The organism is Pseudomonas sp. FSL R10-0056 (assembly GCF_009600105.1).
Lineage (GTDB): Bacteria > Pseudomonadota > Gammaproteobacteria > Pseudomonadales > Pseudomonadaceae > Aquipseudomonas > Aquipseudomonas bubulae.
Genome location: NZ_WIWL01000169.1, coordinates 39,881 through 66,036, shown reverse-complemented (window position 1 = coordinate 66,036; position 26,156 = coordinate 39,881). Strand labels below are relative to the sequence as shown.

General features: G+C 61.9%; 28 protein-coding genes. 26 read left to right on the top strand and 2 right to left on the bottom strand.

Features of this window, described 5'->3' with window-relative positions:
- The 26 genes from cbiT to GHO42_RS09595 form a co-directional block, all read left to right on the top strand.
- On the top strand, positions 1–571 hold a 571-nt coding region (cbiT, locus tag GHO42_RS09720; protein ID WP_153384149.1), incomplete at its 5' end, for a precorrin-6Y C5,15-methyltransferase (decarboxylating) subunit CbiT.
- Positions 564–1,661: a cobalt-precorrin-5B (C(1))-methyltransferase gene (locus GHO42_RS09715; protein ID WP_095024322.1), complete on the top strand. Its 1,098-nt coding sequence runs from the start codon at positions 564–566 to the stop codon at positions 1,659–1,661. The genes cbiT and GHO42_RS09715, both read left to right, overlap by 8 nt.
- Entirely contained in the window at positions 1,658–2,386 is a 729-nt protein-coding gene (locus GHO42_RS09710; protein WP_095025272.1) for a cobalt-precorrin-6A reductase, read from the top strand. Before GHO42_RS09715 ends, GHO42_RS09710 begins: the two co-directional genes overlap by 4 nt.
- A 49-nt stretch (positions 2,387–2,435) precedes the next feature.
- The gene (locus GHO42_RS09705) at positions 2,436–2,738 is read left to right on the top strand and encodes a type II toxin-antitoxin system RelE/ParE family toxin (protein ID WP_095020804.1); all 303 of its coding nucleotides are present in this window, start codon (positions 2,436–2,438) and stop codon (positions 2,736–2,738) included.
- 3 nt (positions 2,739–2,741) lie between these two features.
- On the top strand, positions 2,742–3,032 hold the full coding sequence (locus GHO42_RS09700) for an addiction module antidote protein (protein WP_095024324.1): 291 nt from the start codon (positions 2,742–2,744) through the stop codon (positions 3,030–3,032).
- Between the two features lie 109 nt (positions 3,033–3,141).
- Positions 3,142–3,540 carry a DUF2946 domain-containing protein gene (locus GHO42_RS09695; protein WP_095001016.1) on the top strand — a complete coding sequence of 133 codons (399 nt, stop codon included), beginning with the start codon at positions 3,142–3,144 and terminating at the stop codon, positions 3,538–3,540.
- A gap of 48 nt (positions 3,541–3,588) precedes the next feature.
- Positions 3,589–4,083 (top strand): copper chaperone PCu(A)C, encoded by a 495-nt coding sequence (locus GHO42_RS09690; protein WP_095025270.1) that lies wholly within the window; start codon positions 3,589–3,591, stop codon positions 4,081–4,083.
- A gap of 48 nt (positions 4,084–4,131) precedes the next feature.
- Positions 4,132–4,497 (top strand): DUF2946 domain-containing protein, encoded by a 366-nt coding sequence (locus tag GHO42_RS09685; RefSeq protein WP_095020802.1) that lies wholly within the window; start codon positions 4,132–4,134, stop codon positions 4,495–4,497.
- A gap of 101 nt (positions 4,498–4,598) precedes the next feature.
- Positions 4,599–6,656 (top strand): TonB-dependent copper receptor, encoded by a 2,058-nt coding sequence (locus tag GHO42_RS09680; RefSeq protein ID WP_095001013.1) that lies wholly within the window; start codon positions 4,599–4,601, stop codon positions 6,654–6,656.
- A gap of 158 nt (positions 6,657–6,814) precedes the next feature.
- Positions 6,815–8,191 carry a PepSY domain-containing protein gene (locus GHO42_RS09675; protein ID WP_095025269.1) on the top strand — a complete coding sequence of 459 codons (1,377 nt, stop codon included), beginning with the start codon at positions 6,815–6,817 and terminating at the stop codon, positions 8,189–8,191.
- A gap of 165 nt (positions 8,192–8,356) precedes the next feature.
- Positions 8,357–10,483, top strand: a complete 2,127-nt coding sequence (locus tag GHO42_RS09670) for a TonB-dependent siderophore receptor (RefSeq protein WP_153327718.1) — start codon at positions 8,357–8,359, stop codon at positions 10,481–10,483.
- Between the two features lie 83 nt (positions 10,484–10,566).
- Entirely contained in the window at positions 10,567–11,355 is a 789-nt protein-coding gene (locus tag GHO42_RS09665; protein ID WP_095001010.1) for an ABC transporter ATP-binding protein, read from the top strand.
- Positions 11,352–12,302, top strand: coding sequence for an ABC transporter substrate-binding protein (locus GHO42_RS09660; protein ID WP_095001009.1), 951 nt, complete (start codon positions 11,352–11,354; stop codon positions 12,300–12,302). The genes GHO42_RS09665 and GHO42_RS09660 overlap by 4 nt, the downstream gene beginning before the upstream one ends.
- The gene (locus tag GHO42_RS09655; protein ID WP_095017658.1) at positions 12,299–13,309 is read left to right on the top strand and encodes an iron ABC transporter permease; all 1,011 of its coding nucleotides are present in this window, start codon (positions 12,299–12,301) and stop codon (positions 13,307–13,309) included. The genes GHO42_RS09660 and GHO42_RS09655 overlap by 4 nt, the downstream gene beginning before the upstream one ends.
- A 224-nt stretch (positions 13,310–13,533) precedes the next feature.
- The gene (gene urtA / locus GHO42_RS09650; protein WP_095024330.1) at positions 13,534–14,799 is read left to right on the top strand and encodes an urea ABC transporter substrate-binding protein; all 1,266 of its coding nucleotides are present in this window, start codon (positions 13,534–13,536) and stop codon (positions 14,797–14,799) included.
- Positions 14,800–14,948: 149 nt separating this feature from the next.
- On the top strand, positions 14,949–16,451 hold the full coding sequence (gene urtB / locus GHO42_RS09645) for an urea ABC transporter permease subunit UrtB (protein WP_153327716.1): 1,503 nt from the start codon (positions 14,949–14,951) through the stop codon (positions 16,449–16,451).
- Positions 16,451–17,530: an urea ABC transporter permease subunit UrtC gene (urtC, locus tag GHO42_RS09640; RefSeq protein ID WP_095020797.1), complete on the top strand. Its 1,080-nt coding sequence runs from the start codon at positions 16,451–16,453 to the stop codon at positions 17,528–17,530. Before urtB ends, urtC begins: the two co-directional genes overlap by 1 nt.
- On the top strand, positions 17,527–18,375 hold the full coding sequence (urtD, locus tag GHO42_RS09635) for an urea ABC transporter ATP-binding protein UrtD (protein ID WP_095001004.1): 849 nt from the start codon (positions 17,527–17,529) through the stop codon (positions 18,373–18,375). The genes urtC and urtD overlap by 4 nt, the downstream gene beginning before the upstream one ends.
- Before the next feature lie 39 nt (positions 18,376–18,414).
- Positions 18,415–19,113 (top strand): urea ABC transporter ATP-binding subunit UrtE, encoded by a 699-nt coding sequence (gene urtE, locus GHO42_RS09630; RefSeq protein WP_153327714.1) that lies wholly within the window; start codon positions 18,415–18,417, stop codon positions 19,111–19,113.
- Between the two features lie 45 nt (positions 19,114–19,158).
- Positions 19,159–19,998 (top strand): urease accessory protein UreD, encoded by an 840-nt coding sequence (locus GHO42_RS09625; protein ID WP_095017662.1) that lies wholly within the window; start codon positions 19,159–19,161, stop codon positions 19,996–19,998.
- Between the two features lie 75 nt (positions 19,999–20,073).
- Positions 20,074–20,376 carry an urease subunit gamma gene (gene ureA, locus GHO42_RS09620; protein WP_016783355.1) on the top strand — a complete coding sequence of 101 codons (303 nt, stop codon included), beginning with the start codon at positions 20,074–20,076 and terminating at the stop codon, positions 20,374–20,376.
- Positions 20,377–20,384: 8 nt separating this feature from the next.
- Entirely contained in the window at positions 20,385–20,918 is a 534-nt protein-coding gene (locus tag GHO42_RS09615) for a GNAT family N-acetyltransferase (RefSeq protein ID WP_095001001.1), read from the top strand.
- Positions 20,915–21,448, top strand: a complete 534-nt coding sequence (locus GHO42_RS09610; protein WP_095017663.1) for a GNAT family N-acetyltransferase — start codon at positions 20,915–20,917, stop codon at positions 21,446–21,448. Before GHO42_RS09615 ends, GHO42_RS09610 begins: the two co-directional genes overlap by 4 nt.
- The gene (locus tag GHO42_RS09605) at positions 21,445–21,753 is read left to right on the top strand and encodes an urease subunit beta (RefSeq protein WP_095000999.1); all 309 of its coding nucleotides are present in this window, start codon (positions 21,445–21,447) and stop codon (positions 21,751–21,753) included. The genes GHO42_RS09610 and GHO42_RS09605 overlap by 4 nt, the downstream gene beginning before the upstream one ends.
- Before the next feature lie 35 nt (positions 21,754–21,788).
- Positions 21,789–23,489 (top strand): urease subunit alpha, encoded by a 1,701-nt coding sequence (gene ureC, locus GHO42_RS09600; protein WP_095025263.1) that lies wholly within the window; start codon positions 21,789–21,791, stop codon positions 23,487–23,489.
- Between the two features lie 105 nt (positions 23,490–23,594).
- On the top strand, positions 23,595–24,728 hold the full coding sequence (locus tag GHO42_RS09595) for a sensor histidine kinase KdpD (protein ID WP_095017665.1): 1,134 nt from the start codon (positions 23,595–23,597) through the stop codon (positions 24,726–24,728).
- 127 nt (positions 24,729–24,855) lie between these two features.
- Here the strand turns inward: GHO42_RS09595 and GHO42_RS09590 are convergent, their stop codons facing one another.
- Complete coding sequence (locus tag GHO42_RS09590) at positions 24,856–25,161, bottom strand: chaperone modulator CbpM (protein ID WP_095000996.1); 306 nt, start codon at positions 25,159–25,161, stop codon at positions 24,856–24,858.
- A 2-nt stretch (positions 25,162–25,163) separates the two neighbouring features.
- Complete coding sequence (gene cbpA, locus GHO42_RS09585; RefSeq protein ID WP_095000995.1) at positions 25,164–26,075, bottom strand: curved DNA-binding protein; 912 nt, start codon at positions 26,073–26,075, stop codon at positions 25,164–25,166.
- Positions 26,076–26,156 lie beyond the last annotated feature (81 nt).

The window sequence follows — 26,156 nt, the reverse complement described above, 5'->3', positions numbered from 1 at the left end:
GTCACGTATCGGTGGGCTGCCCGACAGCGCGTTCGAGCATGATGGCCAGTTGACCAAGCGCGATGTGCGCGCCGTAACCCTCGCCCGCCTCGCGCCACTGCCAGGCCAATTGCTGTGGGACGTAGGCGCGGGCAGCGGTTCGATCGGCATCGAGTGGATGCGTACCTGGCCGAGTTGCCGCACCTTGGCGATTGAAGCCGACGAAGGCCGCCAGCAACTGATCGAACGTAACCGCGATACCCTTGGTGTGCCCGGCCTGCAACTGATTCGCGGCAAGGCACCCCAGGCTCTTGACGGTCTGGAGCCCCCGGACGCGATTTTTATCGGTGGCGGCGTAACCCGCGAAGGCGTGCTCGACACCTGCTGGCAGCGACTCAAGCCCGGCGGGCGGCTGGTGGCCAATGCCGTCACCCTGCAAAGCGAAATGCTGCTGATGAGCTGGCGCGAGCGCCACGGCGGCGAACTGACCCGCATCCATATTGCCCAGGCCCAGCCCCTGGGTGAATTCGACACCTGGCGTCAGGCGTTGCCGATTACCCTTCTGGACATGACCAAGCCTCTCGATGCGTGACGAAACTGCCGAACAACCCGCCCCCCTGCGCAGCGGCCTGACCACCGGCAGCTGCGCCACCGCCACCAGCCTGGCCGCTGCCCGCCTGCTGCTGGGCGGCGTGTGTAACGACGCCGTGCAAATCACTTTGCCCAAGGGTAAACAGGTGCAAATGCGCCTGGAGTTCTGCCGTCTGTGGGAAGACGGCGCCGAAGCGGGCACCATCAAGGACGCCGGCGACGATCCCGACGTGACCCACGGTGCACTGCTCTATTCACGGGTGCGCTTGCGACCTGAACCGGGTATTGGCTTTGTTGCTGGGCAAGGTGTCGGCACCGTAACCCGCCCGGGTCTGGTATTGAACGTGGGCGAGCCGGCGATCAACCCGGTGCCACGCAAAATGATCACCGAGCACCTGCAGCAACTTGCCACCGAACTGGGTTACGGCGGTGGCTTTGAAGTGACTGTCAACGTACAGGACGGCGAAGCCCTGGCCCTGAAAACCATGAACCCGCGCCTGGGGATTCTCGGCGGGCTGTCGATCCTGGGCACCAGCGGCATCGTGCGGCCGTTTTCCTGCGCGGCTTATATCGCCTCTATCCACCAGGGCATAGACGTCGCCAAGACCAACGGTTACCTGCACATTGCCGCCTGCACCGGCAATGCCAGCGAAGACACCATGCGCCGGGTCTACAACTTGCCGGAAATCGCCCTGATCGAAATGGGCGACTTTGTCGGCGCAGTGCTCAAGCATCTGCGCAAAGTGCCTGTGGATAAACTGAGCATTTGCGGCGGTTTCGGCAAGATCAGCAAACTGGCCGCCGGGCATATGGACCTGCACAGTCGCCATTCCAGCATCGACCTGCCGCAACTGGCCCAATGGGCAGCGGATATCGGGGCCGACCATCCACTCCAGGAGGCCATCCGCCAGGCCAACACCAGCCAGCAAGCCCTGGCGATGGCCAGTGCGGCCGGTATCGCGTTGGGCGATGCGGTGTGCCAGCACGCTCTGGACTTTGCCCGCAGCGTGGTGCCGGCCCAGGTACAGGTCGAAGTGTTTGCCATCGACCGCCAGGGCGGGATTGTCGGTCACGCCGGAGCCTTTGCATGAAACGTATTTTGTTATTGGGCGGCGTCACCGAGGCGCTGGCCATTGCCCGTACCCTGGGCCCGCAGCATGTCTACAGCCTGGCCGGGGTTGGCCGGGTACCGACGGACCTGACCTGCGAGGTACGGGTGGGCGGATATGGCGGCGCTGAAGGTTTGGCGCAGTACATCCGCGAACAGCGCATCGACATGCTGCTGGACGCCACCCACCCCTACGCGGCGAAAATCAGCCATAACGCGGCCCTCGCTGCTGCTGCCAGTGGCATCCCGTGCTGGGCGCTGCGCCGCCAGGCCTGGGTGGCGCAGACGGGCGATGACTGGCGTGAAGTGGCAGATTGGAGCGAACTGGTCGAAGCGCTCGCCACCTTCCAGCGCCCCTTGTTCACCTTGGGCCGTGAGCCGCTGGAGCACCTGCACGAAATTCCGCCAGAGCAGTTCTGGACCCTGCGCGCCCTCGACGCTTACCCCGGCACTGCACGCTGCGACGTGATTGGCGCACGCGGGCCGTTCCTCATCGATGACGAACGCCTGTTGTTTGCACAACGGCGCATCGACGTATTGATCAGCAAAAACAGCGGCAGCAGCGCCACCGAACCCAAGCTGCAAGTTGCCCGCGAGCGCGCAGTGCCGGTGTTGATCCTCAAGCGGCCGACGCTGGCGCAGGTGGATCGGGAGTTCCGGACGGTCGAGGAGCTGATGGAAGGGTTGGCGCAGGGGAATTATTTGTGAATGTGTAAAAGCTGGCGATGGTGTATCCTTCAGAATACGATCATGCCCCATGATCACTTTCGAACAAACACGCGAATTCGCCAAATGGTTGGGCGCACTTAAAGACAAAACCGGGCAAGCCCGCATTCTTGCTCGCCTGAAAGCAGCCGGTTTGGGTCACTTCGCCGACTGCGAGTGCGTCGGTGGCGGTGTTTACGAAATGCGGATTCACTGCGGGCCCGGTTATCGAGTCTATTACACCCGCAAAGGCGAAGTGTTCTACCTGCTGCTTGTTGGCGGCGATAAAACCACCCAGACACGAGATATAAAACGCGCAAAACAAATGGCACACACACTGGGTAATGAGGACTGACGCATGACCGAGCAACTTACCCGTTTCGATACCGTTGACTACCTGAAGTCCCCGGAGGATATGGCGGCTTACCTGGACGCCTGTTTCGAAGAGGACCCCGGCGACGGCAGTCTGATCCGAGCGGCGCTCAACGATATCGCCCGCGCCCAAGGCATGACTCAAATCGCCCGCGAAGCCGGGCTGGGCCGTGAAAGCCTGTACAAGGCCCTGGGCAGCAAGGGCAACCCCGAGTTCGCGACTATCATCAAAGTGATGAAGGCGCTGGGGCTCAAGCTGCATGCCACAGCAGCCTGAAATTTGCGCGTACTGGCCGATCGCGACACTTCGCCACACCCGCACTTTTTACTTACGCCGAGCATTCAGGCTAAATAGCCCCTTGATCGCTCCACTCACGGAATTCGTCATGTCCCGACAACGGTTTGCATTTGCCTGGATCGCCTGCTTTGCAGTGCTGTTCAACATGCTCGCCATGTCGATGGCCGGAGCGACCCAATCCGTTGAGCGAGGGCCCACCGAGCAGTTCATGTGGAGCAGCTTCTGCTCCTCCACCGGCACCAAGATGGTCGCCGTATCGTTGGGCACGTTCGAGCCCGCCGACAACCAGCATGACGATCATTCCACCATGCAGCATTGCTGGTGCTGCTCGGGCGCCGCGCCGGTGGTGGCGCTGCCCGCGCATATTCCCAAGCTCTACTTTGCCGCCATCGAGCGGGGCCACAGCCTGGTCCCGGATCACCTCAAGCGCCCCACCCCGCGCCAGCAATGGCCGAGCCTCAACCCCCGCGCATCGCCCCTGGTCTGATTCTTCCTCGCAACCCCTTTGCGTTTTGAATCGTTCCGGAGAATTGCCATGTTGAACCTTTCCCTGTTCAAGCACGTCGTGATTGCGGCGGCTGTGTTGCTGCCTGCCTGTTTTGCCAACGCCCACGAATACAAAAGCGGCGACCTCGAAATCGCCCACCCGTGGTCCCAGGAGCTGCCGCCCAATGCGCCCACCGTGGCCGCGTATTTCATCATTCACAACACCGGCAGCACGGCCGATCGCCTGGTCAGCGTCGACACGCCGATTGCCGATAAGGCCGAACTGCACCAGCACATCATGGAAGGCGACTTGATGAAGATGCTGCCCGTGGCCAGCGTCGAAGTGCCGCCCGGCGGCACCGTCACCTTTGCACCCATGGCGTACCACGTGATGATGTTCGGTCTCAAGGACCGCAGCCTGCTGCAGGACGGCAAGCACTTCCCGCTGACCCTGCATTTTGAAAAAGCCGGCGCCGTGCCGGTTGAGGTCAATGTGCAGAAGCAGGCACCTGAAGACAGCATGGAACACATGCACGCCCACTAACGGCCAAGGTTGCTGATCCCCGTGCGCGAACCTCGCGCCAGGCACTCCATGTCGCATATTCGCGGCAGTTGGCTGAGCCTGTTTGCCATGTTGATGATTTTTATCGGCCCGCTGATTTCCCAGGCGATGCCGATGGATCATCACGCCTCCATGCCCATGTCGATGGATATGAGCATGGACATGTCTGCGCACGCCGAACATGAACAGCCTTCAGCCGACCACCATGCCATCTGGGAAAAGTGCGGCTACTGCACCCTGCTGTTCAGTTGCCCGGCCTTGCCCGGCACCCCGGGCCTGACCCTCTATAACTCACCAGAACCCCGCAGTTACCTGGCCGCCAATCCCCGCCTGGGCCACGCCCGGCAACCGGTCTTCCCCGGCTCCCGCTCCCGCGCGCCTCCCGTATTCCTTTAGCTACCGACACCACAACACATCATCTGGCCGACCTGCATGCACTGTTTCAGACAGTCGCAGGTGCGTGGCCGAGTTGTATTCGTCTGACTATTGGAATGTCTATGTCCCGCTTTACTGCTGCCTCCCGTTTGCCCTTTACCCTCAGCACCCTGTGCTGTGCGATTCTGGCAACCACCGCTGTGGCCGACGAACATGCCGGGCACAGCAATGAGCTGAGCCCGCTGGTGATCACCGCCATCGCCCCCAGCTCACCGCTGACCATCGTCACCAACCCCAAGGACCCGCGCCAGCCCGTGCCTGCCAGTGACGGCGGCGACTACCTCAAGACCATCCCCGGCTTCGCCCTGATCCGCAACGGCGGCACCAACGGCGACCCGGTGCTGCGCGGCATGTTCGGCTCGCGCCTGAATATCCTTACCAACGGCGGCATGATGCTCGGCGCCTGTCCCGGGCGCATGGACGCACCCACCTCCTACATCTCGCCGGAAACCTACGACCAGCTCACGGTGATCAAAGGCCCGCAAACCGTGCTCTGGGGCCCGGGCGCCTCGGCGGGCACCATCCTCTTCGAACGCGAGCCCGAGCATTTCGGCGAACTGGGCACACGGGTCAATGCCAGCCTGCTGGCGGGTTCCAACGGGCGCTTCGACAAAACCATCGATGCCGCCGCCGGTGGCCCGCTGGGCTATGTGCGGGTCATCGGCAACACCGCCCATGCCGATGACTACAAGGACGGCAACGGCGACACCGTGCCGTCGCGTTACGACAAATGGAACGGCGACATTGCCCTGGGCTGGACCCCGGACGCCGACACCCTGCTGGAACTCACCGCCGGCAAGGGCGACGGTGAAGCGCGCTCGGCCGGACGCGGCATGGACGGCAGCCAGTACAAGCGCGAAAGCCTGGGACTGCGCTTTGAAAAGTCCAATATCGGCGACGTTCTCGACAAGATCGAAGCCCAGGTCTACTACAACTACGCCGACCATGTGATGGACAACTACACACTGCGTACCCCGTCGGGCACCGGCATGATGGCAGGGCCGATGGCGTCCAACGTCGACCGCCGCACCCTCGGTGCGCGGATCAAGGCCACCTGGCGTTGGGCCGATTACCAGCTAATCAGCGGCATCGATGCGCAGACCAACGAACACCGCAAACGCATGGGCATGGGCATCGATACCTACAAGGACCAGAACTGGAGCAAGGACGCCGATTTCCACAACTACGGCGCCTTTGGCGAGTTGACCTGGTACGCCGCCGAGCGTGACCGGCTGATTACCGGTGCTCGTCTTGACCGCGCATCCGCCAAGGATTACCGCGCCCGACTCGGCTCGGGGATGATGAGCAAGCCCAACCCGACCCTGGACAAGACCCGCGCCGACACCCTGCCCAGCGGTTTTGTGCGTTACGAGCATGACCTGAGCGACAGCCCGACCACCCTGTACGCCGGGCTGGGCCACACTCAGCGCTTCCCCGATTACTGGGAGCTGTTTTCGCCGAGCTCCGGCCCGACCGGTTCGGTGAATGCATTCGACGCCATCAAGCCCGAGAAAACCACGCAGCTCGATGCGGGCCTGCAATACAAGACCGACACCCTGGAGGCCTGGGCCTCGGTGTACGCCGGCGAGATTCGCGACTACATCCTGTTCGACTACACCAAGGGCTCATCCCAAGCGCAAAACATCAACGCCCGGGTCATGGGCGGCGAGCTGGGCGCGGCGTATCAGTTGACGTCAAACTGGAAAGCCGACGCCACCCTGGCCTACGCCTGGGGCAAGAACACCAGCGATGGCAAGGCTCTGCCGCAAATGCCGCCGCTGGACACCCGCCTGGGCCTGACCTACAGCGAGGACGACTGGAGTGCCGGCGCCCTGTGGCGCGTCGTGGCGCGCCAGGACCGCATAGACCGCAACGCGGGCAATGTGGTCGGCAAGGATTTCGGCAAAAGTGCCGGCTTTGGCGTGTTCTCGTTGAACGGTGCATACCGCATCAACAAAAACCTCAAGGTCAGCGCCGGGGTCGACAACCTGCTGGACAAAAACTACAGCGAGCACCTGAACATGGCGGGCAACGCCGGGTACGGCTACCCGGCCAATGACCCGCGCGCCATCAATGAACCGGGCCGCACGCTGTGGACCAAGGTGGATGTGAGTTTCTGACAAACCGCCAGCCCTCACCCCAACCCTCTCCGGAGGGAGAGGGAGCTGATTTGCGCCGTGCTTGAACCCGCAGCGGTCAGTCCCCTCTCCCTCTGGGAGAGGGCTAGGGTGAGGGTCTTTGCTGACGACAACAATTTCAACCTTGCGGAGCCGCTCACATGAGCCGACCAACACCGTCTTTCTACAACCTGGCCTGGCGCTGGCATTTCTACGCCGGGTTGTTTGTCGCCCCGTTTATGATCCTGCTTGCCCTGACCGGGATCATTTACCTGTTCAAACCCCAGCTTGATCCACTGCTGTACGACCATCTGCTCAACGTCACCCCGGCCCATCACAGCCTCAGCGCCGATGAGCAACTCAGCCGTGTGCAGGCCACTTATCCACAGGGCCATATCAGCCAGTACCTGCCGCCGATCAATCCGCAACGCAGCGGCCAGTTCGTGGTTCACAACGACGGGCACGAGCTCAATGTGTTTATCAACCCCTACACCGGCCAGGTGCTGGGCGAGCAGGATGCCAAGCTCAACCTGCAAGCCGTGGCGCGCGCCCTGCACGGCGAATTGATGATCGGCACCCTCGGCGACCGGCTGGTGGAACTGGCCGCTGGCTGGGGCGTGGTGCTGGTGGTGTCCGGCCTGTTCCTGTGGTGGCCGCGGGGGCAATCGGCTGCCGGAATTCTATGGCCGCGCCTGAGCAGGCGCGGGCGCGTGCTATGGCGCGACCTTCACGTTGTCACAGGGTTCTGGGGGGCCGCCTTGCTGCTGTTCATGTTGATCAGCGGCATGACCTGGACCGGCTTCTGGGGCAAGCAATATGCCGACCTGTGGAACCGTTTCCCGGTAGCCATGTGGAACGACGTGCCGAAGTCTGATATCGAGGCCCGCAGCCTCAATACCGCCAATCGCCAGACCGTGCCCTGGGCAATGGAAAACACACCGATGCCGGTCTCCGGCGCCCACGCCGAACATATGGCCCACGCCGCGCACACCTCAGGCCCCGCCGCCCCCGGCATCACCCTGCAAGCGGTGGTCGACACCGCCACGGCCCGCCAGGTCGAGGCCGGCTACAGCATCACCCTGCCGACCACCGCCACCGGCGTATTCACCATTGCCGTATTCGCCGACGACCCGCGTAACGACGCCACCCTGCATGTCGATCAATACACCGGCACGGTACTGGCCGACGTGCGTTGGCAGCATTACAGCAATGTCGCCCGCGCCACCGAAATGGGCGTGATGCTGCACGAAGGCAAGTTGTTTGGCCCGCTCAACCAGATCGTGATGCTGCTGGTGTGCCTGATGATCCTGCTCAGTTCCGTAAGCGGCCTGGTGATCTGGTGGAAGCGTCGCCCGCAAGGCGGTTTGGGGGTTCCGCCGCTGCGTCACGACCTGCCGACCTGGAAGGCCGGCGTTGCCATCATGCTCGCTCTGGCTATCGCATTCCCGCTGGTGGGCGCCTCGTTGATCGCAGTGTGGGGGCTCGACCGGTTATGGCTGATGGTGCGCAAACTACGGCCGGATGAGCGCCTTTCATAACCAGCATGAACCATCCGAGAGGCGCATTGCAGAGCCACCCCTATAATGGCACGCCAATATCATGCGCGAAATAAGTGTTACTGTATAACAAAACCATTTAAGCTCCATCACCCGCCGCCAGGAGGCAGCGGGGACACCCTCTGAAATAAGCGACTCACTGCCCTGATGAACAAGTACTTTTTGTCCAGTCTCTGCCTGCTGGCGCTGAACAGCGCCCAGGCCGATGACGCCGCCCCCTCTCTGATGCTGCCTGCCGCGAGCGTTACCGCGCCTGAAATCGAGATTGAAAGCATCGACCTCAAGACCGCCACCAGCGCCGGCTCACGCCTGAACCTTACCGGTCTCGAAACGCCTGCCAGCGTTGAAAGCCTGACCGGCGCGCAAATCCGCGCCCGTGGCGACCGCAGCGTGCAGGACGCCGTGACCCGCACCACCGGCATCAGCAACACCGGCACACCGGGTAACGGCGGCTCCGCCTATTCGGCCCGGGGTTTTGTCGGCGAAGGCTCGGTGATGCAGCTCTATGACGGCGTACGCATGTACAGCGGCGCGGGCACCGTGACCTTCCCGGTGGACGACTGGTCGGTGGAACGCATCGACGTGCTGCGCGGCCCGGCCTCGGTGCTGTATGGCGAAGGCGCTACCGGCGCAGTGATTAACGTAATCCCGAAAAAACCCTTCTCCGGTGCCATAGAAAACCATGTCCGTGTGGGCTACGGCTCGTACGACACCCGCCAGCAGGCACTCGACAGCGGCGGCTCGCTGACCGATACCCTGAGCTATCGGTTGAATATCAACCACGTCCAGAGCAATGGCTGGATCGACCACGGCGACTCCGAAAACACCTTTGTCAGCGCCGCTCTGCGCTGGCAGGCCAGCGATGACCTGGCGTTTACCCTGAGCCACGACTATGGCGATCAGGAGCCGCAAAACGATTTCGGCGTACCCCTGATCAATGGCCGGTATCACGAGAGCCTGCGGGACAAGAACTACAACGTGCGCGATGCAAAACTGCATTACAACGACCAGTGGACGCGCCTCAATACTGAATGGCAGATCAACGACGCCCTCAGTGCCAACAACGAGCTGTATTACCTCAAGGCCCAACGCCGCTGGCAGAACGCCGAAAACCACGCCTGGAATGAAAGCCAGCAGACCTTGCTGCGCAGGGGCTACTTCAGCATCAAGCACGAGCAGGAACAGGTCGGCGACCGCCAGACCTTCACCCTCAACCACGACCTGTTCGGCCTTGAAAGCAGAACCCTGGTGGGCGCGGATTACAACCGCATCCACTTCAACCTGCACAGCAACTCGCCGTATAAAGACGTGAATGAAAACGGTCAGCCGATTGACCTGTACCACCCGGATCGTGGCGAATTTGAAAGTGACTCGCCGTACCGCGATCAATACACCACCACCACGCAACAGGTTTCGCTGTTCGCCGAAAACCGCACCGAGCTGAGCGATCAACTGTCGCTGGTCACCGGCGTGCGCCGCGATATCGTGCATCTGGACCGCGATGACTTCGCGGTCAATGGCGACGCCACTCGAACTGACCGCAGCCTGTCGGCCAACAGCTGGAAAGTCGGGTTGGTATACGAACTGACACCGGACATGTCGATCTATGCCCAGCAAGCCACCAGCGTTGATGGCGTGGGCGGCTTGATCAGCCTGAGCGAAAAGCAGCAAAACTTCGAGCTGGCCCATGCGCGCCAGACCGAAATCGGCTTCAAGCAGATGTTCTGGGATCAGCGCGGCGAATGGACCCTGGCGGCCTATCACATCGTCAAAAAAGACCTGCTGACCTCCGACCCGAATATCCCGGGCAATACGCTGCAAGTGGGCGAGCAGTCCTCCAGCGGCCTGGAAGCCAGCCTTGACCTGCAACTGCCGCAGCGCTGGGCGTTGCAAGCCAACGCCTCGGTGGTGCGCGCGCAGTACGACAAGTTCGACGATGAAGGCGTATCGCGCAAAGGCAACCGTCCCACCGACGTACCCCGTCGCACCGCCAATCTGTGGTTGAGCAAGGCCATCAACGATGATGTAAGTGCCGGTGCCGGCGTGCGCTATGTCGACTCGCGTTATGCCGACATGGCCAACAACGTCGAGCTGCCGAGCTACACCGTGGTAGACGCCAGCGTGAGCTGGAAAGCGATGCCCAAAACCACCCTGGGTTTGCGTTTGAACAATTTGTTCGACCGCCAGTACGCCGTAACCCAATACAATGGCGGCCAGCAATGGATCATGGGCGAACCGCGTTCGTTTTTCGTGACGGCTGATTACACCTTTTAACCGCTGGCCCTCACCCTAACCCTCTCCCGGAGGGAGAGGGCTAGGGTGAGGGGCTTTTGACTTTAAAGAACAACCGGACTTTTATGACCCGCCTCACCCTCACCCAGCTCGCCTGGAGCCCTCTGGGCCACGGCCATTGCCATCACCAGTTCCAGCTGCGTGATGCCAACCTGCATGTCGCGGCGGGTGAGTTTGTGGGGCTGATCGGGCCCAACGGCAGCGGCAAGACCAGCCTGTTGCGCTGCGCCTACCGTTTCAGCAAGCCGCAATCGGGCACTGTCCAGCTCGACCGCCACAATCTCTGGCAGCAATCACCCCGCTGGTGCGCGCAACGCATCGCCGTGGTGTTGCAAGAATTCCCCGACACTTTCGGCCTGACCGTCGATGAAGTGGTCGCCATGGGCCGTACCCCGCACAAAGGCCTGTTCGATGGCGACACCCAAGCTGATCGCCAACTGGCTACAAACGCCCTCGCATCCGTCGGCCTGCAGGGTTTTGAAGACCACGCTTTCGCCACCCTCTCGGGCGGCGAAAAACAACGGGTGATCCTGGCGCGTGCCCTGACCCAGCAACCCGAACTGCTGATCCTCGACGAGCCCACCAATCACCTCGACCCGCGCTATCAACTGGAGTTGCTGCAACTGGTCAAGCGCCTGAACATCGGCACCCTGGCCAGCATCCACGACCTCAATCTGGCCGCTGCCTTTTGTGACCGGCTGTACGTCATTGACCACGGCAAGATCATCGCCAGCGGCACGCCCCGTGAAGTTTTGACTGTGGAGCTGTTGCGCGACGTGTTTGGCGTGGCGGCCCTGATCGACGACCATCCGCTGTCCGGCTACCCGCGCATAACCTGGATAACCCACGCATGAACCTGATTCGTTTCGCCCTCTGCCTGGGCGCAGTGCTCGCCTCGCCCCTGGCCTTTGCCGAGGCCACGCAGTACCCGCTGACTATCAAGAGTTGCAATCGCGACGTAACCTTCGACCAGGCCCCCAAACACGCGGTCAGCCATGACATCAACATGACCCAGATGATGCTCGCCCTCGGTCTCAAGCCACACATGGCCGGCTACAGCGGGATCAGCGGGTGGAAGGCCGTGACCCCGCAGATGAAAGTGATCCTCGATGGTCTGCCGGAACTGGCGAGCAAATACCCGTCAGTGGAAACCCTGCTCAATGCCAACGTCGATTTCTTCTTCGCCGGCTGGGACTACGGCATGCGCGTGGGCGGCGACCTCACGCCGCAAACCCTGACCCCGCTGGGCATCAATGTGTATGAGCTGACCGAGTCCTGCGCATTTGTGATGAAGCGCCCGCCCGCCAGCATGGAAGACACCTATAACGACCTGCGCAACCTGGGCAGGATCTTCGACGTGCAGGATCGCGCCAGTGCGTTGATCGCCCAGATGCAGGCAAAAATTGCAGACGTCCAAAACACCCTGCCCACCTCGAAGCCCCGGGTTTTCCTGTATGACAGCGGTGAAGACCGGGCCATGACTTCGGGCAAACTGGGTATCCCCCACGCATTGATCGAAGCCGCCGGTGGCAACGATATCCTCAGCGATATCGACGCCAGCTGGACCCGTATCAATTGGGAAACCGTGGTCGAGCGCAACCCCGAAGTCATCGTGATCGTTGATTACAGCGAGGTCACCGCCGAGCAGAAACAACGCTTCCTGGAAACCAACCCGGCGCTGCAATCGGTAGACGCGATCCGTAACAAGCGCTTTATCGTTATCCCTTATGTGCAGGCCACGCCGGGCATCGACAACGTGCTCGCCATCGAAACCCTGGCTAAAGGCTTTCACCCGCAATGATAGCCAGCCGCTACGCCCTGTTGCTCACTGGTCTTGGCGCATTGCTGCTGGTGTCGTGTGTGGTTTCGCTGGGTTTTGGCCCGGCGCGGGTGCCAGTGGACGTGGTGTGGCAGATTCTGCTGCACAAGCTGTTTGGCATCGGCGACGTTAACTGGAGCGCGGGCCAGGAACATATCGTGTGGCTGATCCGCGTGCCGCGCATGTTGCTGGGGGCGCTGGTGGGCGCAGGGCTGGCACTGATCGGCGCGGTGTTGCAGGCCGTGACCCGCAACCCCCTGGCCGACCCGCACCTGCTGGGTGTGACCAGCGGCGCCACGCTGGGGGCGGTGATTGTGGTGCTGCATGTGGGCGAAATCGTCGGGCTGCTGACCCTGCCCATTGCCGCATTTATCGGGGCGCTGTTGAGCATGGCTCTGGTACTGGCCATCGCCAGCCGACACGGCCGGCTCGACAGCGACCGTTTGCTGTTGTGCGGCGTGGCCGTATCCTTTGTGATGATGGCCGTGGCCAATACCCTGCTGTTTCTGGGCGACCACCGGGCCAGTTCCGCGGTGCTGTTCTGGATGCTTGGCGGGCTGGGACTGGCGCGCTGGGAGCTGCTGGCCATCCCCAGCGCCAGCGTGCTGCTGGGGCTGGTGTTGCTGCTGGGTATGGCACGCCCGCTGAATGCCCTGATGGCCGGCGAACAAACCGCCGTGACCCTGGGCTTGAATGCGCGCAATGTGCGCCTGCGGGTATTTTTGATCGCCTCGCTGATGACCGGCGTGCTGGTGGCCATCAGTGGCTCCATTGGTTTTGTCGGGCTGATGATTCCGCATATCGCCCGCCGCCTGGTGGGCGCGGAGCATCGACGTCTGCTGCCGGTATCCGCCTTGCTGGGCAGTGTGTTCCTGGTCTGGGTCGACGTGGCGGCACGCACCCTGATCGCCCCCGAAGACCTGCCCATAGGCGTGGCCACGGCGGCGATTGGCGGGCTGTTTTTTATCGGGTTGATGCGCAAACGCTAACACCGCCTGACAGGCCGGTAGTGAGTCAAACCCGCAAAGCACCAAGGTGAAGCACAACCCCGCACCACCCCTTCCCGGCGGCACCAAACGGGTGCGTCGTCGCGCCCACTCTTCGCGCAAAATACTGTTCCAGAGCCCTTTTCAGGTATAGGCACAGCCTTTGCTAAAGACCTCTCCAGTCATTGAATTCATCACTAAAAAATCAGAGACCTGGAGATCGCACCATGAAGCGTCGTAGCTTGATCAAGGCTTTCACCCTGAGCGCCTCCATCGCAGCCATGGGCATGACCTGGACGGTGCAAGCCGCCGAGACCATCAAAGTAGGGATTTTGCATTCGTTGTCCGGAACCATGGCGATCTCCGAAACCTCGCTCAAAGACATGGCCCTGATGACCATTGACGAGATCAACGCCAAGGGCGGTGTCAACGGCAAGATGCTCGAACCCGTAGTAGTCGACCCGGCCTCCAACTGGCCACTGTTTGCCGAAAAGGGCCGTCAGCTGCTGACTCAGGACAAGGTTGCGGTGGTGTTCGGCTGCTGGACATCGGTGTCGCGCAAATCGGTACTGCCGGTGTTTGAAGAACTCAACGGCCTGCTGTTCTACCCGGTGCAATACGAAGGCGAAGAGATGTCGCCCAACGTCTTCTACACCGGCGCGGCGCCGAACCAGCAAGCGATTCCAGCGGTGGAATACCTGATGAGCGAAGACGGCGGCAGCGCCAAACGTTTTGTGCTGCTGGGCACCGACTACGTGTACCCGCGCACCACCAACAAGATCCTGCGCGCATTCCTGCATTCCAAAGGCGTGGCCGACAAGGACATCGAAGAGGTCTACACCCCGTTTGGCCACAGCGACTACCAGACCATCGTGGGCAATATCAAAAAGTTCTCGGCGGGCGGCAAGACAGCGGTGATCTCCACGGTCAACGGTGACTCCAACGTGCCCTTCTATAAAGAGCTGGCCAACCAGGGCCTGAAAGCGACCGACGTGCCGGTGATCGCGTTCTCGGTGGGTGAAGAGGAGCTGCGCGGCATCGACACCAAACCGCTGGTGGGTAACCTGGCGGCGTGGAACTACTTCCAGTCGGTAGAGAACCCGGTCAACGCCAAATTCGTAGCTGACTGGAAAGCCTACGCCAAAAAACACAACCTGCCGGGCGCCGACAAGGCCGTGACCAACGACCCGATGGAAGCCACCTACGTGGGCATTCACATGTGGGCCCAGGCGGCCGAAAAAGCCAAGTCCACCGATGTCGACAAGGTGCGCGAAGCCCTGGCGGGCCAGACCTTTGCCGCGCCTTCGGGCTACACCCTGACGATGGACAAGACCAACCATCACCTGCACAAGCCGGTAATGATCGGCGAGATCCAGCCGGACGGGCAGTTCAGCGTGGTATGGCAGACCGAAGGGCCGATCCGCGCCCAGCCGTGGAGCCCTTACATCCCGGGCAATGACAAGAAGCCGGATTACGCGGTGAAGAGTAACTGAGGCCAGCCTCATCGTTGTGCTTTTGTGGGAGCGGGCTTGCTCGCGATGCAGTCAACACGGTTTGACTGAAAGACCGCGTTGCCTGCATCGCGAGCAAGCCCGCTCCCACAGGTGTGTTGAATTGCTTCTATCTGTGCAAGGCCATAACTATGCCCACTGCCCTTTACCGCGTTATCGTCGCGCTACTGCTGTTGCTGCCCCTGGCCGCCCACGCCGACGACGCCAGCGACTTCGCCGCAGCCAATAACGCCCAGCAAGCCCAACTCCTGGAAAGCTGGGCCGCACAACCCGCGCCCGCCCGCATCGAACTGATCAACAGCCTGCAACAGGGCCAGGTCACCGTAGACGGCCAGGTTAAAACCCTGCGCCTGAACAACCGCTTGCGCGGCTTGATCGATACCGCACTGGCCAGCCATCAACTGCTGGCAGCCGACCCCGAGCTGCGCTTGAGCGCAGCGCAACAATTGCAGAAATCCGCCAAACCGGCGCAACTCAATTTCCTCGACCAACAACTGGCCGCTGAAAAGGACAGCGATGTGCACAGCGCATTAAGCCTGGCGCTGGCCAATCTGCAATTGGTCGACCCCAACCCTGCCGTGCGTCTGGCCGCCGTGCGCCTGCTGGGCGAAACTGGCGAACCGCTGGCCCGCACCCGCCTCGAAAACCTGCTGCAACCAGGGGTAGAAACCGATGCCAGCGTGCACACCGCCGCCGAAACCAGCCTGGTGCAAATCAAACGCAAGCTGCTGATCGGCGACCTGCTGGGGCAGGCGTTCAGCGGTTTGTCCCTCGGATCGATCCTGCTGCTGGCTGCACTCGGCCTGGCCATCACCTTTGGCCTGCTGGGGGTGATCAATATGGCCCACGGCGAAATGCTGATGCTCGGCGCCTATTCCACCTACTGCGTGCAGTTGCTGTTCCAGCGCTTTGCTCCCGGCGCCATCGAGTTCTACCCGCTGCTGGCCCTGCCCGTGGCGTTCTTCGTTACCGCAGCCGTGGGCATGCTGCTGGAGCGCACCATCATCCGTCACCTCTACGGCCGCCCGCTGGAGACATTGCTTGCCACCTGGGGCATCAGCCTGATCCTGATCCAGCTGGTACGTGTGCTGTTCGGCGCGCAAAACGTCGAAGTGGCCAACCCGGCCTGGCTGTCGGGCGGGCTGCAAGTGCTGCCCAACCTGGTGTTGCCGTATAACCGTCTGGTGATCATCGTCTTCGCCCTGGCCGTGGTGGTACTGACCTGGCTGCTGCTGAACAAGACCCGTTTGGGCCTCAACGTGCGCGCCGTTACCCAGAACCGCAACATGGCTGCCTGCTGCGGTGTACCCACCGGGCGCGTGGACATGCTCGCCTTCGGCCTGGGCTCGGGGATTGCCGGACTTGGCGGCGTGGCCTTGAGCCAGGTAGGCAACGTCGGCCCGGATCTGGGACAGGGCTACATCATCGACTCGTTTCTGGTGGTGGTGCTGGGCGGCGTCGGCCAATTGGCCGGTACTGTGTATGCGGCCTTTGGCCTGGGTATCGCCAACAAGATCCTCGAACCGCAGATCGGTGCCGTGCTGGGCAAAATCCTGATCCTGGGACTGATCATTCTGTTTATCCAGAAGCGTCCGCAGGGGCTCTTCGCGCTTAAAGGACGGGTGATCGACTGATGAATCAGCCTCTGATGGTCACTGCTGCACAAAAGGCCGGACCTGCGGTCACTACACTGGTGGGCGTTCTGGTCCTGCTGGTATTGCTGGCCCTGCCGCTGCTCTCGCTGTTGCCCGCCGACAGCCCGTTGCAGGTCTCGGCCTACACGCTGACGCTGGTGGGCAAGATTCTCTGCTACGCCATTGTCGCCCTGGCCCTGGATCTGGTCTGGGGCTACGCCGGGCTGCTGTCGCTCGGCCATGGTCTGTTCTTCGCCCTGGGCGGTTACGCAATGGGTATGTACCTGATGCGCCAGGCCTCGGGCGACGAGCTGCCGGCCTTTATGACCTTTTTGTCGTGGACCGAGCTGCCATGGTACTGGGTCGGTACCGAGCATTTCTGGTGGGCAATGTGTCTGGTGGTATTGGCTCCCGGCCTGCTGGCCCTGGTGTTCGGCTTTTTCGCCTTTCGCTCGCGGATCAAGGGCGTGTACTTCTCGATCATGACCCAGGCCCTGACCTTCGCCGGAATGCTGCTGTTTTTCCGCAACGAAACCGGCTTTGGCGGCAACAACGGTTTCACCAATTTTCGCAGTATTCTGGGCTTTGGCATCACCGAGCCGGGCACGCGCGCGGCGCTGTTTTTGGCCACCGTGCTGCTGCTGGTGACCAGCCTGTTCCTTGGCTGGCGACTGGCGCGCAGCAAGTTCGGCCGGGTATTGACCGCACTGCGCGACGCGGAAAACCGCCTGATGTTCTGCGGCTACGACCCGCGCGGTTTCAAGCTGTTCGTCTGGGTACTGAGCGCCGTGCTGTGCGGCCTGGCCGGGGCCTTGTATGTGCCCCAGGTGGGCATTATCAACCCGGGTGAAATGTCGCCGACCAACTCCATCGAAGCCGCCGTATGGGTCGCCCTCGGCGGGCGCGGCACCCTGATCGGCCCGCTGCTGGGGGCAGGCGTGGTCAATGGCATGAAAAGCTGGTTCACGGTGGCGTTCCCCGAGTACTGGCTGTTCTTCCTGGGCGCACTGTTTATCGTCGTGACCCTGTACCTGCCTAAAGGCGTGATCGGCCTGCTGAAGAAAAGGGGCGAACAATGAGAATCACACCGACCGCCGAATTCATGCTCGAACCGGTGCTGGACGCTGGCAGCAGTCGCGACGCCATCGGCCTGGGACAAGCCGCCGGGCCGGGCCTGAACACCCGCCACGGCACCCTCCTGACCCTGGAAGACATCAGCGTCAGCTTCGATGGCTTCAAGGCCCTGAACAACCTCAACCTGTATATCGGCGTCGGTGAACTGCGCTGCATCATCGGCCCCAATGGTGCGGGCAAGACCACCATGATGGATGTGATCACCGGCAAGACCCGGCCCAGCGAAGGCCAGGCCTGGTTTGGCGAAACCCTCGACCTGCGCCAGATGAGCGAAGTACAGATCGCCCAGGCCGGGATTGGCCGCAAGTTCCAGAAGCCCACGGTATTCGAGGCCCTGAGCGTGTTCGAGAACCTGGAGCTGGCGCAGAAGACCGACAAGTCGGTGTGGGCCAGCCTGCGCGCGAAACTGACAGGAGAGCAAAAGGACCGTATCGGCGAAGTGCTGCATACCATCCGCCTGACCGGCTCGGCCCTGCGGCCTGCGGGGCTGTTGTCCCACGGGCAGAAACAGTTTCTGGAAATCGGCATGTTGTTGATGCAGGACCCGCAACTGCTGTTGCTCGACGAGCCGGTGGCGGGCATGACCGATGCCGAAACCGAGTTCACCGCCGAGCTGTTCAAGAGCCTGGCGGGCAAACACTCGCTGATGGTGGTGGAGCATGACATGGGCTTTGTCGGCTCGATTGCCGACCACGTCACCGTGCTGCACCAGGGCAGCGTATTGGCCGAAGGCTCGCTGGAGCAGGTGCAGGCGGATGAACGGGTGATCGAAGTCTACCTGGGTCGCTGAAAACTGCCCGCTCCCACAGGGGCATGGAGAGAACTGAACATGCTTAACGTCGAAAAACTGCACCAATACTACGGCGGCAGCCATATCCTTCGCGGCCTGTCCTTCGAGGTCAAAGTCGGTGAAGTCACCTGCCTGCTCGGCCGTAATGGCGTGGGCAAGACCACCCTGCTCAAATGCCTGATGGGCCTGTTGCCAGTCAAGGAAGGCAGCGTGCAGTGGGAGGGCCAGCCCATCACCACGCTCAAGCCTCATCAGCGGGTCCACGCAGGGATCGCCTATGTGCCCCAGGGCCGGGAGATTTTCGGGCGCCTGACAGTGGAAGAAAACCTGCTGATGGGCCTGTCACGCTTTCCCGGCGCCGAGGCCAAAGAGGTGCCGGCGTTTATCTACGAACTGTTCCCGGTGCTGCTGCAAATGAAACACCGGCGCGGCGGCGATTTGTCCGGCGGCCAGCAGCAACAGCTGGCCATCGGTCGCGCACTGGCCAGCCGCCCGCGTCTGTTGATCCTCGACGAGCCCACCGAAGGCATCCAGCCCTCGGTGATCAAGGAGATCGGCGCAGTGATCAAAATGCTCGCCGCCCGCGGCGATATGGCGATTTTGCTGGTGGAGCAGTTTTATGACTTTGCCGAGGAGCTCGCCGATCAGTATCTGGTGATGTCGCGAGGTGAAATCGTGCAACAGGGGCGTGGCGAAAATATGCAAACAGAGGGTGTGCGCGGGCTGGTGACGATTTAATCTGTCCCTCTTTCCTGGTGCTTTTCTTACAAAGAAGTCCTACATATGAACCTGCCGGCCAATACCGCATTGTTCACCCCCAGCTGGCTCGCCGAGCTGGAGCTGGGCTATGGCCGTTTTGGCGACAGCACCCGCCCTACCCTGCGGCGCCACCTCGGCCCGTTGCGGGTGCAAAAGCATTTGTACGCCGAAGGCCCCGAGGTGTGCCAGCACATCATCGTCCACCCGCCGGGGGGGATTGCCGGGGGTGACCAACTGAATATCAGCGCCAGCGTCGGCCCCGATGCCTGGGCGCAATTGACCAGCCCCGGCGCGGCCAAGTGGTATCGCGCGGCGGGCCCGGCTTACCAGACAGTCGAATTGAACGTGGCTGCCGGCGCGACCCTGGAATGGCTACCGCAAGAAACCATCGTGTTCAGCGCAGCCCAGGCCGAACTCACCACCCGTATCGAACTTGCAGGCGATGCACGGCTGTTTTACTGGGACATGGTGGCGTTGGGGCGGCTGGCCAGCGGCGAGCGTTTTGAGCACGGGCATTTTCAGTCACGCCTGGATATCCGCCGCGACGGCCAGTTGCTCTGGCATGAACGCCAGCGCATTGCAGGCGGCGACGGGCTGCTGGACTCGCCCATCGGCCTGGATGGCAACCCGGTGTTTGCCACCTTGCTGGTAACGGGTGAAGTCAGTGCCGAGCTGCTGGAACGCTGCCGCGCGCTGGCCAACCCGGTACGCGGTGATTTGACTCAATTACCGGGTTTACTGGTAGCGCGCTGCCTGGCCAGTGAAGCCTTGCAGGCGCGCAGCTGGCTGATCGATTTATGGCGCTTGCTGCGCCCGGCATTGCTGGGGCGCGAGGCGTTGGCGCCACGCATCTGGAGTACCTGAAGAGCCCCTCTCCCTCTGGGAGAGGTTGAGAGCCAAGGCCCGACTCATTTTTAACTGCCGAACACGGACCCGACCATGGACCTGACTCCACGCGAAAAAGACAAGATGCTGATCTTCACCGCCGGCCTGCTGGCCGAGCGGCGGTTGGCCCGCGGTGTGATTCTCAACTACCCGGAAACCATCGCCTATATCTCCGCAGCCCTGCTCGAAGGTGCCCGCGATGGCCGCACCGTCGCCGAGCTGATGCACTACGGCACCACCCTGCTGACCCGCGACCAGGTGATGGAAGGCATTCCGGAAATGATCCCCGATATCCAGGTCGAAGCCACCTTCCCGGATGGCACCAAGCTGGTCACCGTCCACCAACCCATCGCCTGAGGCCGAGCATGTCTTATGTCATTCGTGATGCAGTCGCGGCGGATCTGCCGGCGATTCGCGATATCTACAACGATGCGGTGCTCAACACCCTGGCCATATGGAACGAAAACACCGTAGACCTGGACAACCGCCAGCAGTGGTTCGACGCACGCCAGGCCCAGGGTTACCCGATTCTGGTGATCGTCGACGACACCAATATCGCCCTGGGCTATGCCTCGTTCGGCGACTGGCGGCCGTTCGAGGGCTTTCGCCATACCGTTGAGCACTCGGTGTATATCCACCCCGAGCAGCGCGGCAAAAAACTCGGGCCACAGTTGCTGGCCGAGTTGATCAAGCGCGCCCGTGCCTGCGACAAGCATGTGATGGTTGCCGCCATCGAAGGCGCCAACGCGGCCTCGATCCATGTCCACAGGCAACTGGGCTTTGTCACCAGCGGGCGCATGCCGCAAGTGGGGATCAAGTTCGGCCGCTGGCTAGACCTGACTTTTATGCAACTGATGCTTAACCCCGGCGCCCTGCCGCCCAAGGAGCTCGCACAATGAACGCCGAACAGGTGGTACGCGTGACGGCGCAGAGCTTTGCTCAGTACCGCGATGACTTGATTGTGCTGCTGCTCGATGCGGTCGGGCACGGTGCATCGGTGGGTTTCATGAACGACCTGGATCAGCCTCAGGCCAGCCGTTACTTCAACGAAGTTCACGGGCAACTGGAACAAGGCAATCTGCTGCTGTGGGTACTGGTCGAAGACCAGCGCGTGCTGGCCAGCGTGCAACTGGTGCTGTGCCAGAAGGCCAACGGCCTGAACCGTGCCGAGGTGCAAAAACTGCTGGTGCTCAATGAAGTGCGTCGCCGCGGCCTGGGACAGGTACTGATCCACGCCCTGGAGCAAGGCGCCCGCGAGCAAAAGCGCGGCCTGTTGCACCTGGACACCGAAGCCGGCTCCCCGGCGGAGAACTTCTACAGTGCCCTGGGCTACACCCGCGTGGGCGAGTTGCCCAACTACTGCCAAAGCCCCGACGGCCACTACAGCCCCACGGCCATCTACTTCAAAACCCTGAGTGAGCCGCAATGATCCCGGGCGAATACCGCATTGAGTCGGGCGAGATCGAACTGAACGTCGGCCGCCGCACCCTGGTCCTGAGCGTAGCCAATCGTGGCGACCGCCCGATCCAGGTCGGCTCGCATTATCACTTTTTTGAAACCAACGACGCCCTGATGTTTGACCGTGGCGACAGTCGCGGCATGCGCCTGAACATTCCGGCTGGCACCGCCGTGCGCTTCGAGCCGGGGCAAACCCGTGAAGTGGAACTGGTGGAACTGGCCGGTCTGCGCCGGGTGTTCGGCTTCGCCGGGCGGGTGATGGGCAATCTGGATTGACCCACAGGGTCCGAACCAATTTTTAGGAACTCACCATGAAAATCTCCCGTCAGGCTTACGCCGACATGTTCGGCCCCACCGTCGGCGACAAGATCCGCCTGGCCGACACCGAGTTGTGGATTGAGGTCGAGCACGACTTCACCACCTACGGCGAAGAAGTGAAGTTCGGCGGTGGCAAGGTGATTCGTGACGGCATGGGGCAGAGCCAACTGCTCGCCAGTGAAGTGGTCGACACGCTGATCACCAATGCGCTGATTATCGATCACTGGGGCATCGTCAAAGCCGATGTGGGCCTCAAGAACGGGCGCATCCACGCCATCGGCAAGGCCGGCAACCCGGATATCCAGCCCAACGTCACCATCGCCATCGGCGCCAGCACCGAAGTGATCGCCGGCGAAGGCATGATCCTCACCGCAGGCGGCATCGACACCCATATCCACTTTATCTGCCCGCAACAGATCGAAGAAGCGCTCAACAGCGGCGTGACCACCATGATCGGCGGCGGTACCGGCCCGGCCACCGGCACCAATGCCACCACCTGCACTTCGGGGCCGTGGCACATGGCGCGCATGCTTCAGGCCGCCGATTCGTTCCCGATGAACATGGGCTTTACCGGTAAGGGCAACGCCAGCCTGCCGCAACCGCTGATCGAACAGGTCGAAGCCGGAGCCATCGGCCTCAAGCTGCACGAAGACTGGGGCACCACCCCGGCGTCCATCGACAACTGCCTGACCGTTGCCGACCTCTATGACGTGCAAGTGGCGATCCACAGCGACACCCTGAACGAGTCGGGCTTTGTCGAAACCACCCTCGCCGCCTTCAAGGGCCGCACCATCCACACCTATCACACCGAAGGTGCCGGTGGCGGGCATGCGCCGGACATCATCAAGGCTTGCGGCCTGACCAACGTGCTGCCCAGCTCCACCAACCCGACGCGGCCTTTTACGCGCAACACCATCGACGAACACCTCGACATGCTGATGGTCTGCCATCACCTCGACCCGAGCATCGCCGAGGACGTGGCTTTCGCCGAAAGCCGGATCCGCCGCGAGACCATCGCCGCCGAAGACATCCTCCATGACCTGGGCGCGTTCTCGATGATCAGCTCCGACAGCCAGGCCATGGGCCGGGTGGGCGAAGTGATCACGCGCACCTGGCAAACTGCCGACAAGATGAAAAAACAGCGCGGGCCGCTGCCTGAGGATGCACCGGGCAACGATAACTTCCGCGCCAAGCGCTATATCGCCAAATACACCATCAACCCGGCGATCACCCATGGCGTAAGCCATGAAGTGGGCTCGATCGAAGTCGGCAAGTGGGCCGACCTGGTGCTGTGGCGCCCGGCGTTTTTCGGCGTCAAACCGACGTTGATCATCAAGGGCGGGGCCATTGCGGCAAGCCTGATGGGCGATGCCAACGCCTCGATCCCCACGCCGCAACCGGTTCACTATCGCCCGATGTTCGCCAGCTACGGCGGCTCGCGCCACGCCACCTGCCTGACCTTTATCAGCCAGGCCGCGTTTGACGCGGGCGTCCCCGCAGCGCTGGGTTTGCAAAAGCAAATCGCGGTGGTAAAGGGCTGCCGGGATGTGCAGAAAAAGGATCTGATCCACAACGGCTATCTGCCGGCGATCGAAGTCGACCCGCAGACCTATCAGGTCAAGGCCGACGGTGTATTGCTGTGGTGTGAACCGGCCGAGGTCCTGCCGATGGCACAGCGCTACTTCCTGTTCTGACACCCCGTATTTGCAGGGGGATTGGCGGTTGTACTGGAACGCTGCATTTGGCGTTAAGATGCGGCTCCATTTTTTACAACCGCTCTTGCAGCAAGGCGTGTGGCCATGGGCCTATCTGAATTCATCGTGCTCAATGTAGATCGCATCGTCGATGAATGGGAGCAGTTTGCCGAAACCATTACCCCGGCAGCCGAATCCATGAACAGCGTCGCGCTGCGCGACCATGCCAGGGAAATCCTGCTGGCTGCCTCGCGGGACATGAACACCGCGCAAACGGCCAGCGAGCAGCAGGCCAAGGCCGAGGGTGAAGGCCCCGAAACGAGCCCTGCGCTGGATGAAGCAGCTGCCAGCCACGGCGAACTGCGCCATACCGTGGGTTTTGATCTGGTGCAGATGACTTCGGAGTTCCGCCACCTGCGCGCCTGCGTCATCCGCCTGTGGGTCGCCAGCATCCAGGCCCCGGCCCACGAGCACCTGCTCGACATGATCCGCTTCAACGAAGCCATTGACCAGGCCCTGGCCGAGTCCACCGCGGCCTATGCCGAACAGGTCAATCGCTCACGCGACATCTTCCTTGCCATCCTGGGTCATGACCTGCGCGCACCGTTGCAGGCAGTGAGCATGTCCAGTGAAATGCTGGAACGCAAAACCAGCCTTGACCCTGCGGCGCAGCCTTATCTGCTAGCCATCAGAAACGGCACGCGGCATATGGGCGCGATGGTCAATGACCTGCTGGAGTTTGTGCGCAGCCGTCTGGGCACCAGCCTGCCGATCGAGCCCGAGCCGATGGACCTTGCCCAGGCCTGCCAGGCGGCGCTGGATGAAGCCTGCGCCGGGCAACCGGATTGCGCGCCGGCACTGCAGGTCGAAGGTGATGTGCAAGGGCACTGGGATCCGCGCCGGTTGGGGCAACTGCTGCAAAACCTGATCGGCAATGCCCTGCAGCACGGTGCGCGCCGGGGCAAGGTGACATTGCACCTGAGCGGGGACAGCGAAGCGGTGACCTTGCGCGTGCACAACCTGGGCATGCCCATCGCCGAAGACGCCCTGGGCACCCTGTTCGACCCGCTGGTGCGCAGCCCGAGCGAAGACCTGACCCAGCCGGGTACATCCACCAGCCTGGGCCTGGGGTTGTTTATCATCAAGGAAGTGGTGGACGCCCACCAGGGCAGCATCGACGTGACCTCGACCGAAGCCGAGGGCACGACGTTTACGGTGGTGTTGCCCAAAAACGCCTGAGCCCTGGGCAAACACAATCTGTGGGAGCGGGCTTGCTCGCGATGCAGCCGCCGCGGTCTACCAGGAACACCGCGCCGAGGCCATCGCAGGCAAGCCAGCTCCCACAGAGCCTTTAGGCAGGCTTCATCTATTGCGTCACAAACCGCCCCAACTGCTGCTTCAATCGCTGATTTTCAGCACGCAACTGCTGCACTTCCTCGAGCAGGTCCAGCGCCAGCGCCACACCCTCCCATTCCATCTGCAGATCATCACGCAGCTTGGCCGCGCGTCTGGCGATGACCAGTTCGTAGTCTTCAAAACGCCACACGTCAGGCGTGCGGCCCTGAGGTTCGATAATTCCGTGTTCGACAATCTCTATCACGTAAGTGGCCGGGATATTGGCCTCTTCGCAGAACCTTTCCATGTCCAGCTGAACGATCAGGGTGCTGCTCATGATCAGTTACTCCATTGGGCTCTCGGATCAAATGCTGCTTTGTCGGCAAGTTCTTGCCACAGGGCCTTGGTGGCCTCGTCGCCATGGGTCGGCATGACCACTTTCAGTTGCGCATACAAATCACCGCGCTGGCCTTGCTTGTCCACCAGGCCGTGCCCCTTGATGCGCATGCGCTGACCGCTCTGGCTGTCAGGGCGAATGGTCATCATCACCTTGCTGGTCAGGGTCGGTATCGCCACCTTGGTGCCCAGCGCAGCTTCCCACGGCGCCAGAGGAACCGTGATAACCAGGTCATGGCCTTCAACATCGAACTTCGGATGCGGTGCAAAACGGATGATCAGGTACAGATCACCGTTGGCCCCGCCACCCACGCCAGGGCCACCCTGGCCTTTAAGGCGGATGCGCTCACCGTCGGTCACACCGGCCGGGATCTTCACGTTCAGGGTCTTGCTGACCCCGCCTATCTGAAAGCTGATGGGCTTGGACTCACCCGACAGGGTTTCTTCAAGGAAAATCGGCAATTCCATTTCAACATCCTGCCCGCGACGGCCCGCACTGCGGCCTGATTGCCCACCAAAACCGCCACCACGCGAACCGAAGATCGAGCTGAAGAAGTCCGAAAAATCGCCATTGTCTTCGAAACCGCCGCTGGAACGGCCTTGCCAGCCCGGCGGCCCCTGGAACGGCTGGCCATGCTGGCCGTATTTGCGAATTTCGTCGTATTCAGCGCGTTTTTCGGCGCTTTTAAGCGCTTCATACGCCTCGTTGACATCCTTGAACTTGCTCTCGGCGTCCTTTTCCTTGCTCACATCCGGGTGATACTTGCGCGCCAGCTTGCGATAGGCGGTCTTGATCGCCTTATCGTCCGCCGTGGGCTCGACACCCAGGATCTTGTAATAGTCTTTGAAGTCCATGTAAGGATCACCATCCGTTATCAATATCGCGCAGCTCAGGTCACCAGAATGCTCCGGTTGCCCGGCCTGTCATTTGACCGG

Coding starts and splice junctions, on each gene's coding strand:
- ureA (WP_016783355.1), top strand. CDS start 20,074: ATGGACCTGACTCCACGCGAAAAAGACAAGATGCTGATCTTCACCGCC.
- GHO42_RS09595 (WP_095017665.1), top strand. CDS start 23,595: ATGGGCCTATCTGAATTCATCGTGCTCAATGTAGATCGCATCGTCGAT.
- GHO42_RS09615 (WP_095001001.1), top strand. CDS start 20,385: ATGTCTTATGTCATTCGTGATGCAGTCGCGGCGGATCTGCCGGCGATT.
- GHO42_RS09625 (WP_095017662.1), top strand. CDS start 19,159: ATGAACCTGCCGGCCAATACCGCATTGTTCACCCCCAGCTGGCTCGCC.
- GHO42_RS09610 (WP_095017663.1), top strand. CDS start 20,915: ATGAACGCCGAACAGGTGGTACGCGTGACGGCGCAGAGCTTTGCTCAG.
- GHO42_RS09710 (WP_095025272.1), top strand. CDS start 1,658: ATGAAACGTATTTTGTTATTGGGCGGCGTCACCGAGGCGCTGGCCATT.
- urtE (WP_153327714.1), top strand. CDS start 18,415: ATGCTTAACGTCGAAAAACTGCACCAATACTACGGCGGCAGCCATATC.
- GHO42_RS09675 (WP_095025269.1), top strand. CDS start 6,815: ATGAGCCGACCAACACCGTCTTTCTACAACCTGGCCTGGCGCTGGCAT.
- GHO42_RS09700 (WP_095024324.1), top strand. CDS start 2,742: ATGACCGAGCAACTTACCCGTTTCGATACCGTTGACTACCTGAAGTCC.
- urtB (WP_153327716.1), top strand. CDS start 14,949: ATGCCCACTGCCCTTTACCGCGTTATCGTCGCGCTACTGCTGTTGCTG.
- GHO42_RS09655 (WP_095017658.1), top strand. CDS start 12,299: ATGATAGCCAGCCGCTACGCCCTGTTGCTCACTGGTCTTGGCGCATTG.
- GHO42_RS09665 (WP_095001010.1), top strand. CDS start 10,567: ATGACCCGCCTCACCCTCACCCAGCTCGCCTGGAGCCCTCTGGGCCAC.
- cbpA (WP_095000995.1), bottom strand. CDS start 26,075: ATGGACTTCAAAGACTATTACAAGATCCTGGGTGTCGAGCCCACGGCG.
- urtA (WP_095024330.1), top strand. CDS start 13,534: ATGAAGCGTCGTAGCTTGATCAAGGCTTTCACCCTGAGCGCCTCCATC.
- GHO42_RS09695 (WP_095001016.1), top strand. CDS start 3,142: ATGTCCCGACAACGGTTTGCATTTGCCTGGATCGCCTGCTTTGCAGTG.
- urtD (WP_095001004.1), top strand. CDS start 17,527: ATGAGAATCACACCGACCGCCGAATTCATGCTCGAACCGGTGCTGGAC.
- urtC (WP_095020797.1), top strand. CDS start 16,451: ATGAATCAGCCTCTGATGGTCACTGCTGCACAAAAGGCCGGACCTGCG.
- GHO42_RS09590 (WP_095000996.1), bottom strand. CDS start 25,161: ATGAGCAGCACCCTGATCGTTCAGCTGGACATGGAAAGGTTCTGCGAA.
- ureC (WP_095025263.1), top strand. CDS start 21,789: ATGAAAATCTCCCGTCAGGCTTACGCCGACATGTTCGGCCCCACCGTC.
- GHO42_RS09680 (WP_095001013.1), top strand. CDS start 4,599: ATGTCCCGCTTTACTGCTGCCTCCCGTTTGCCCTTTACCCTCAGCACC.
- GHO42_RS09705 (WP_095020804.1), top strand. CDS start 2,436: ATGATCACTTTCGAACAAACACGCGAATTCGCCAAATGGTTGGGCGCA.
- GHO42_RS09715 (WP_095024322.1), top strand. CDS start 564: ATGCGTGACGAAACTGCCGAACAACCCGCCCCCCTGCGCAGCGGCCTG.
- GHO42_RS09605 (WP_095000999.1), top strand. CDS start 21,445: ATGATCCCGGGCGAATACCGCATTGAGTCGGGCGAGATCGAACTGAAC.
- GHO42_RS09660 (WP_095001009.1), top strand. CDS start 11,352: ATGAACCTGATTCGTTTCGCCCTCTGCCTGGGCGCAGTGCTCGCCTCG.
- GHO42_RS09690 (WP_095025270.1), top strand. CDS start 3,589: ATGTTGAACCTTTCCCTGTTCAAGCACGTCGTGATTGCGGCGGCTGTG.
- GHO42_RS09685 (WP_095020802.1), top strand. CDS start 4,132: ATGTCGCATATTCGCGGCAGTTGGCTGAGCCTGTTTGCCATGTTGATG.
- GHO42_RS09670 (WP_153327718.1), top strand. CDS start 8,357: ATGAACAAGTACTTTTTGTCCAGTCTCTGCCTGCTGGCGCTGAACAGC.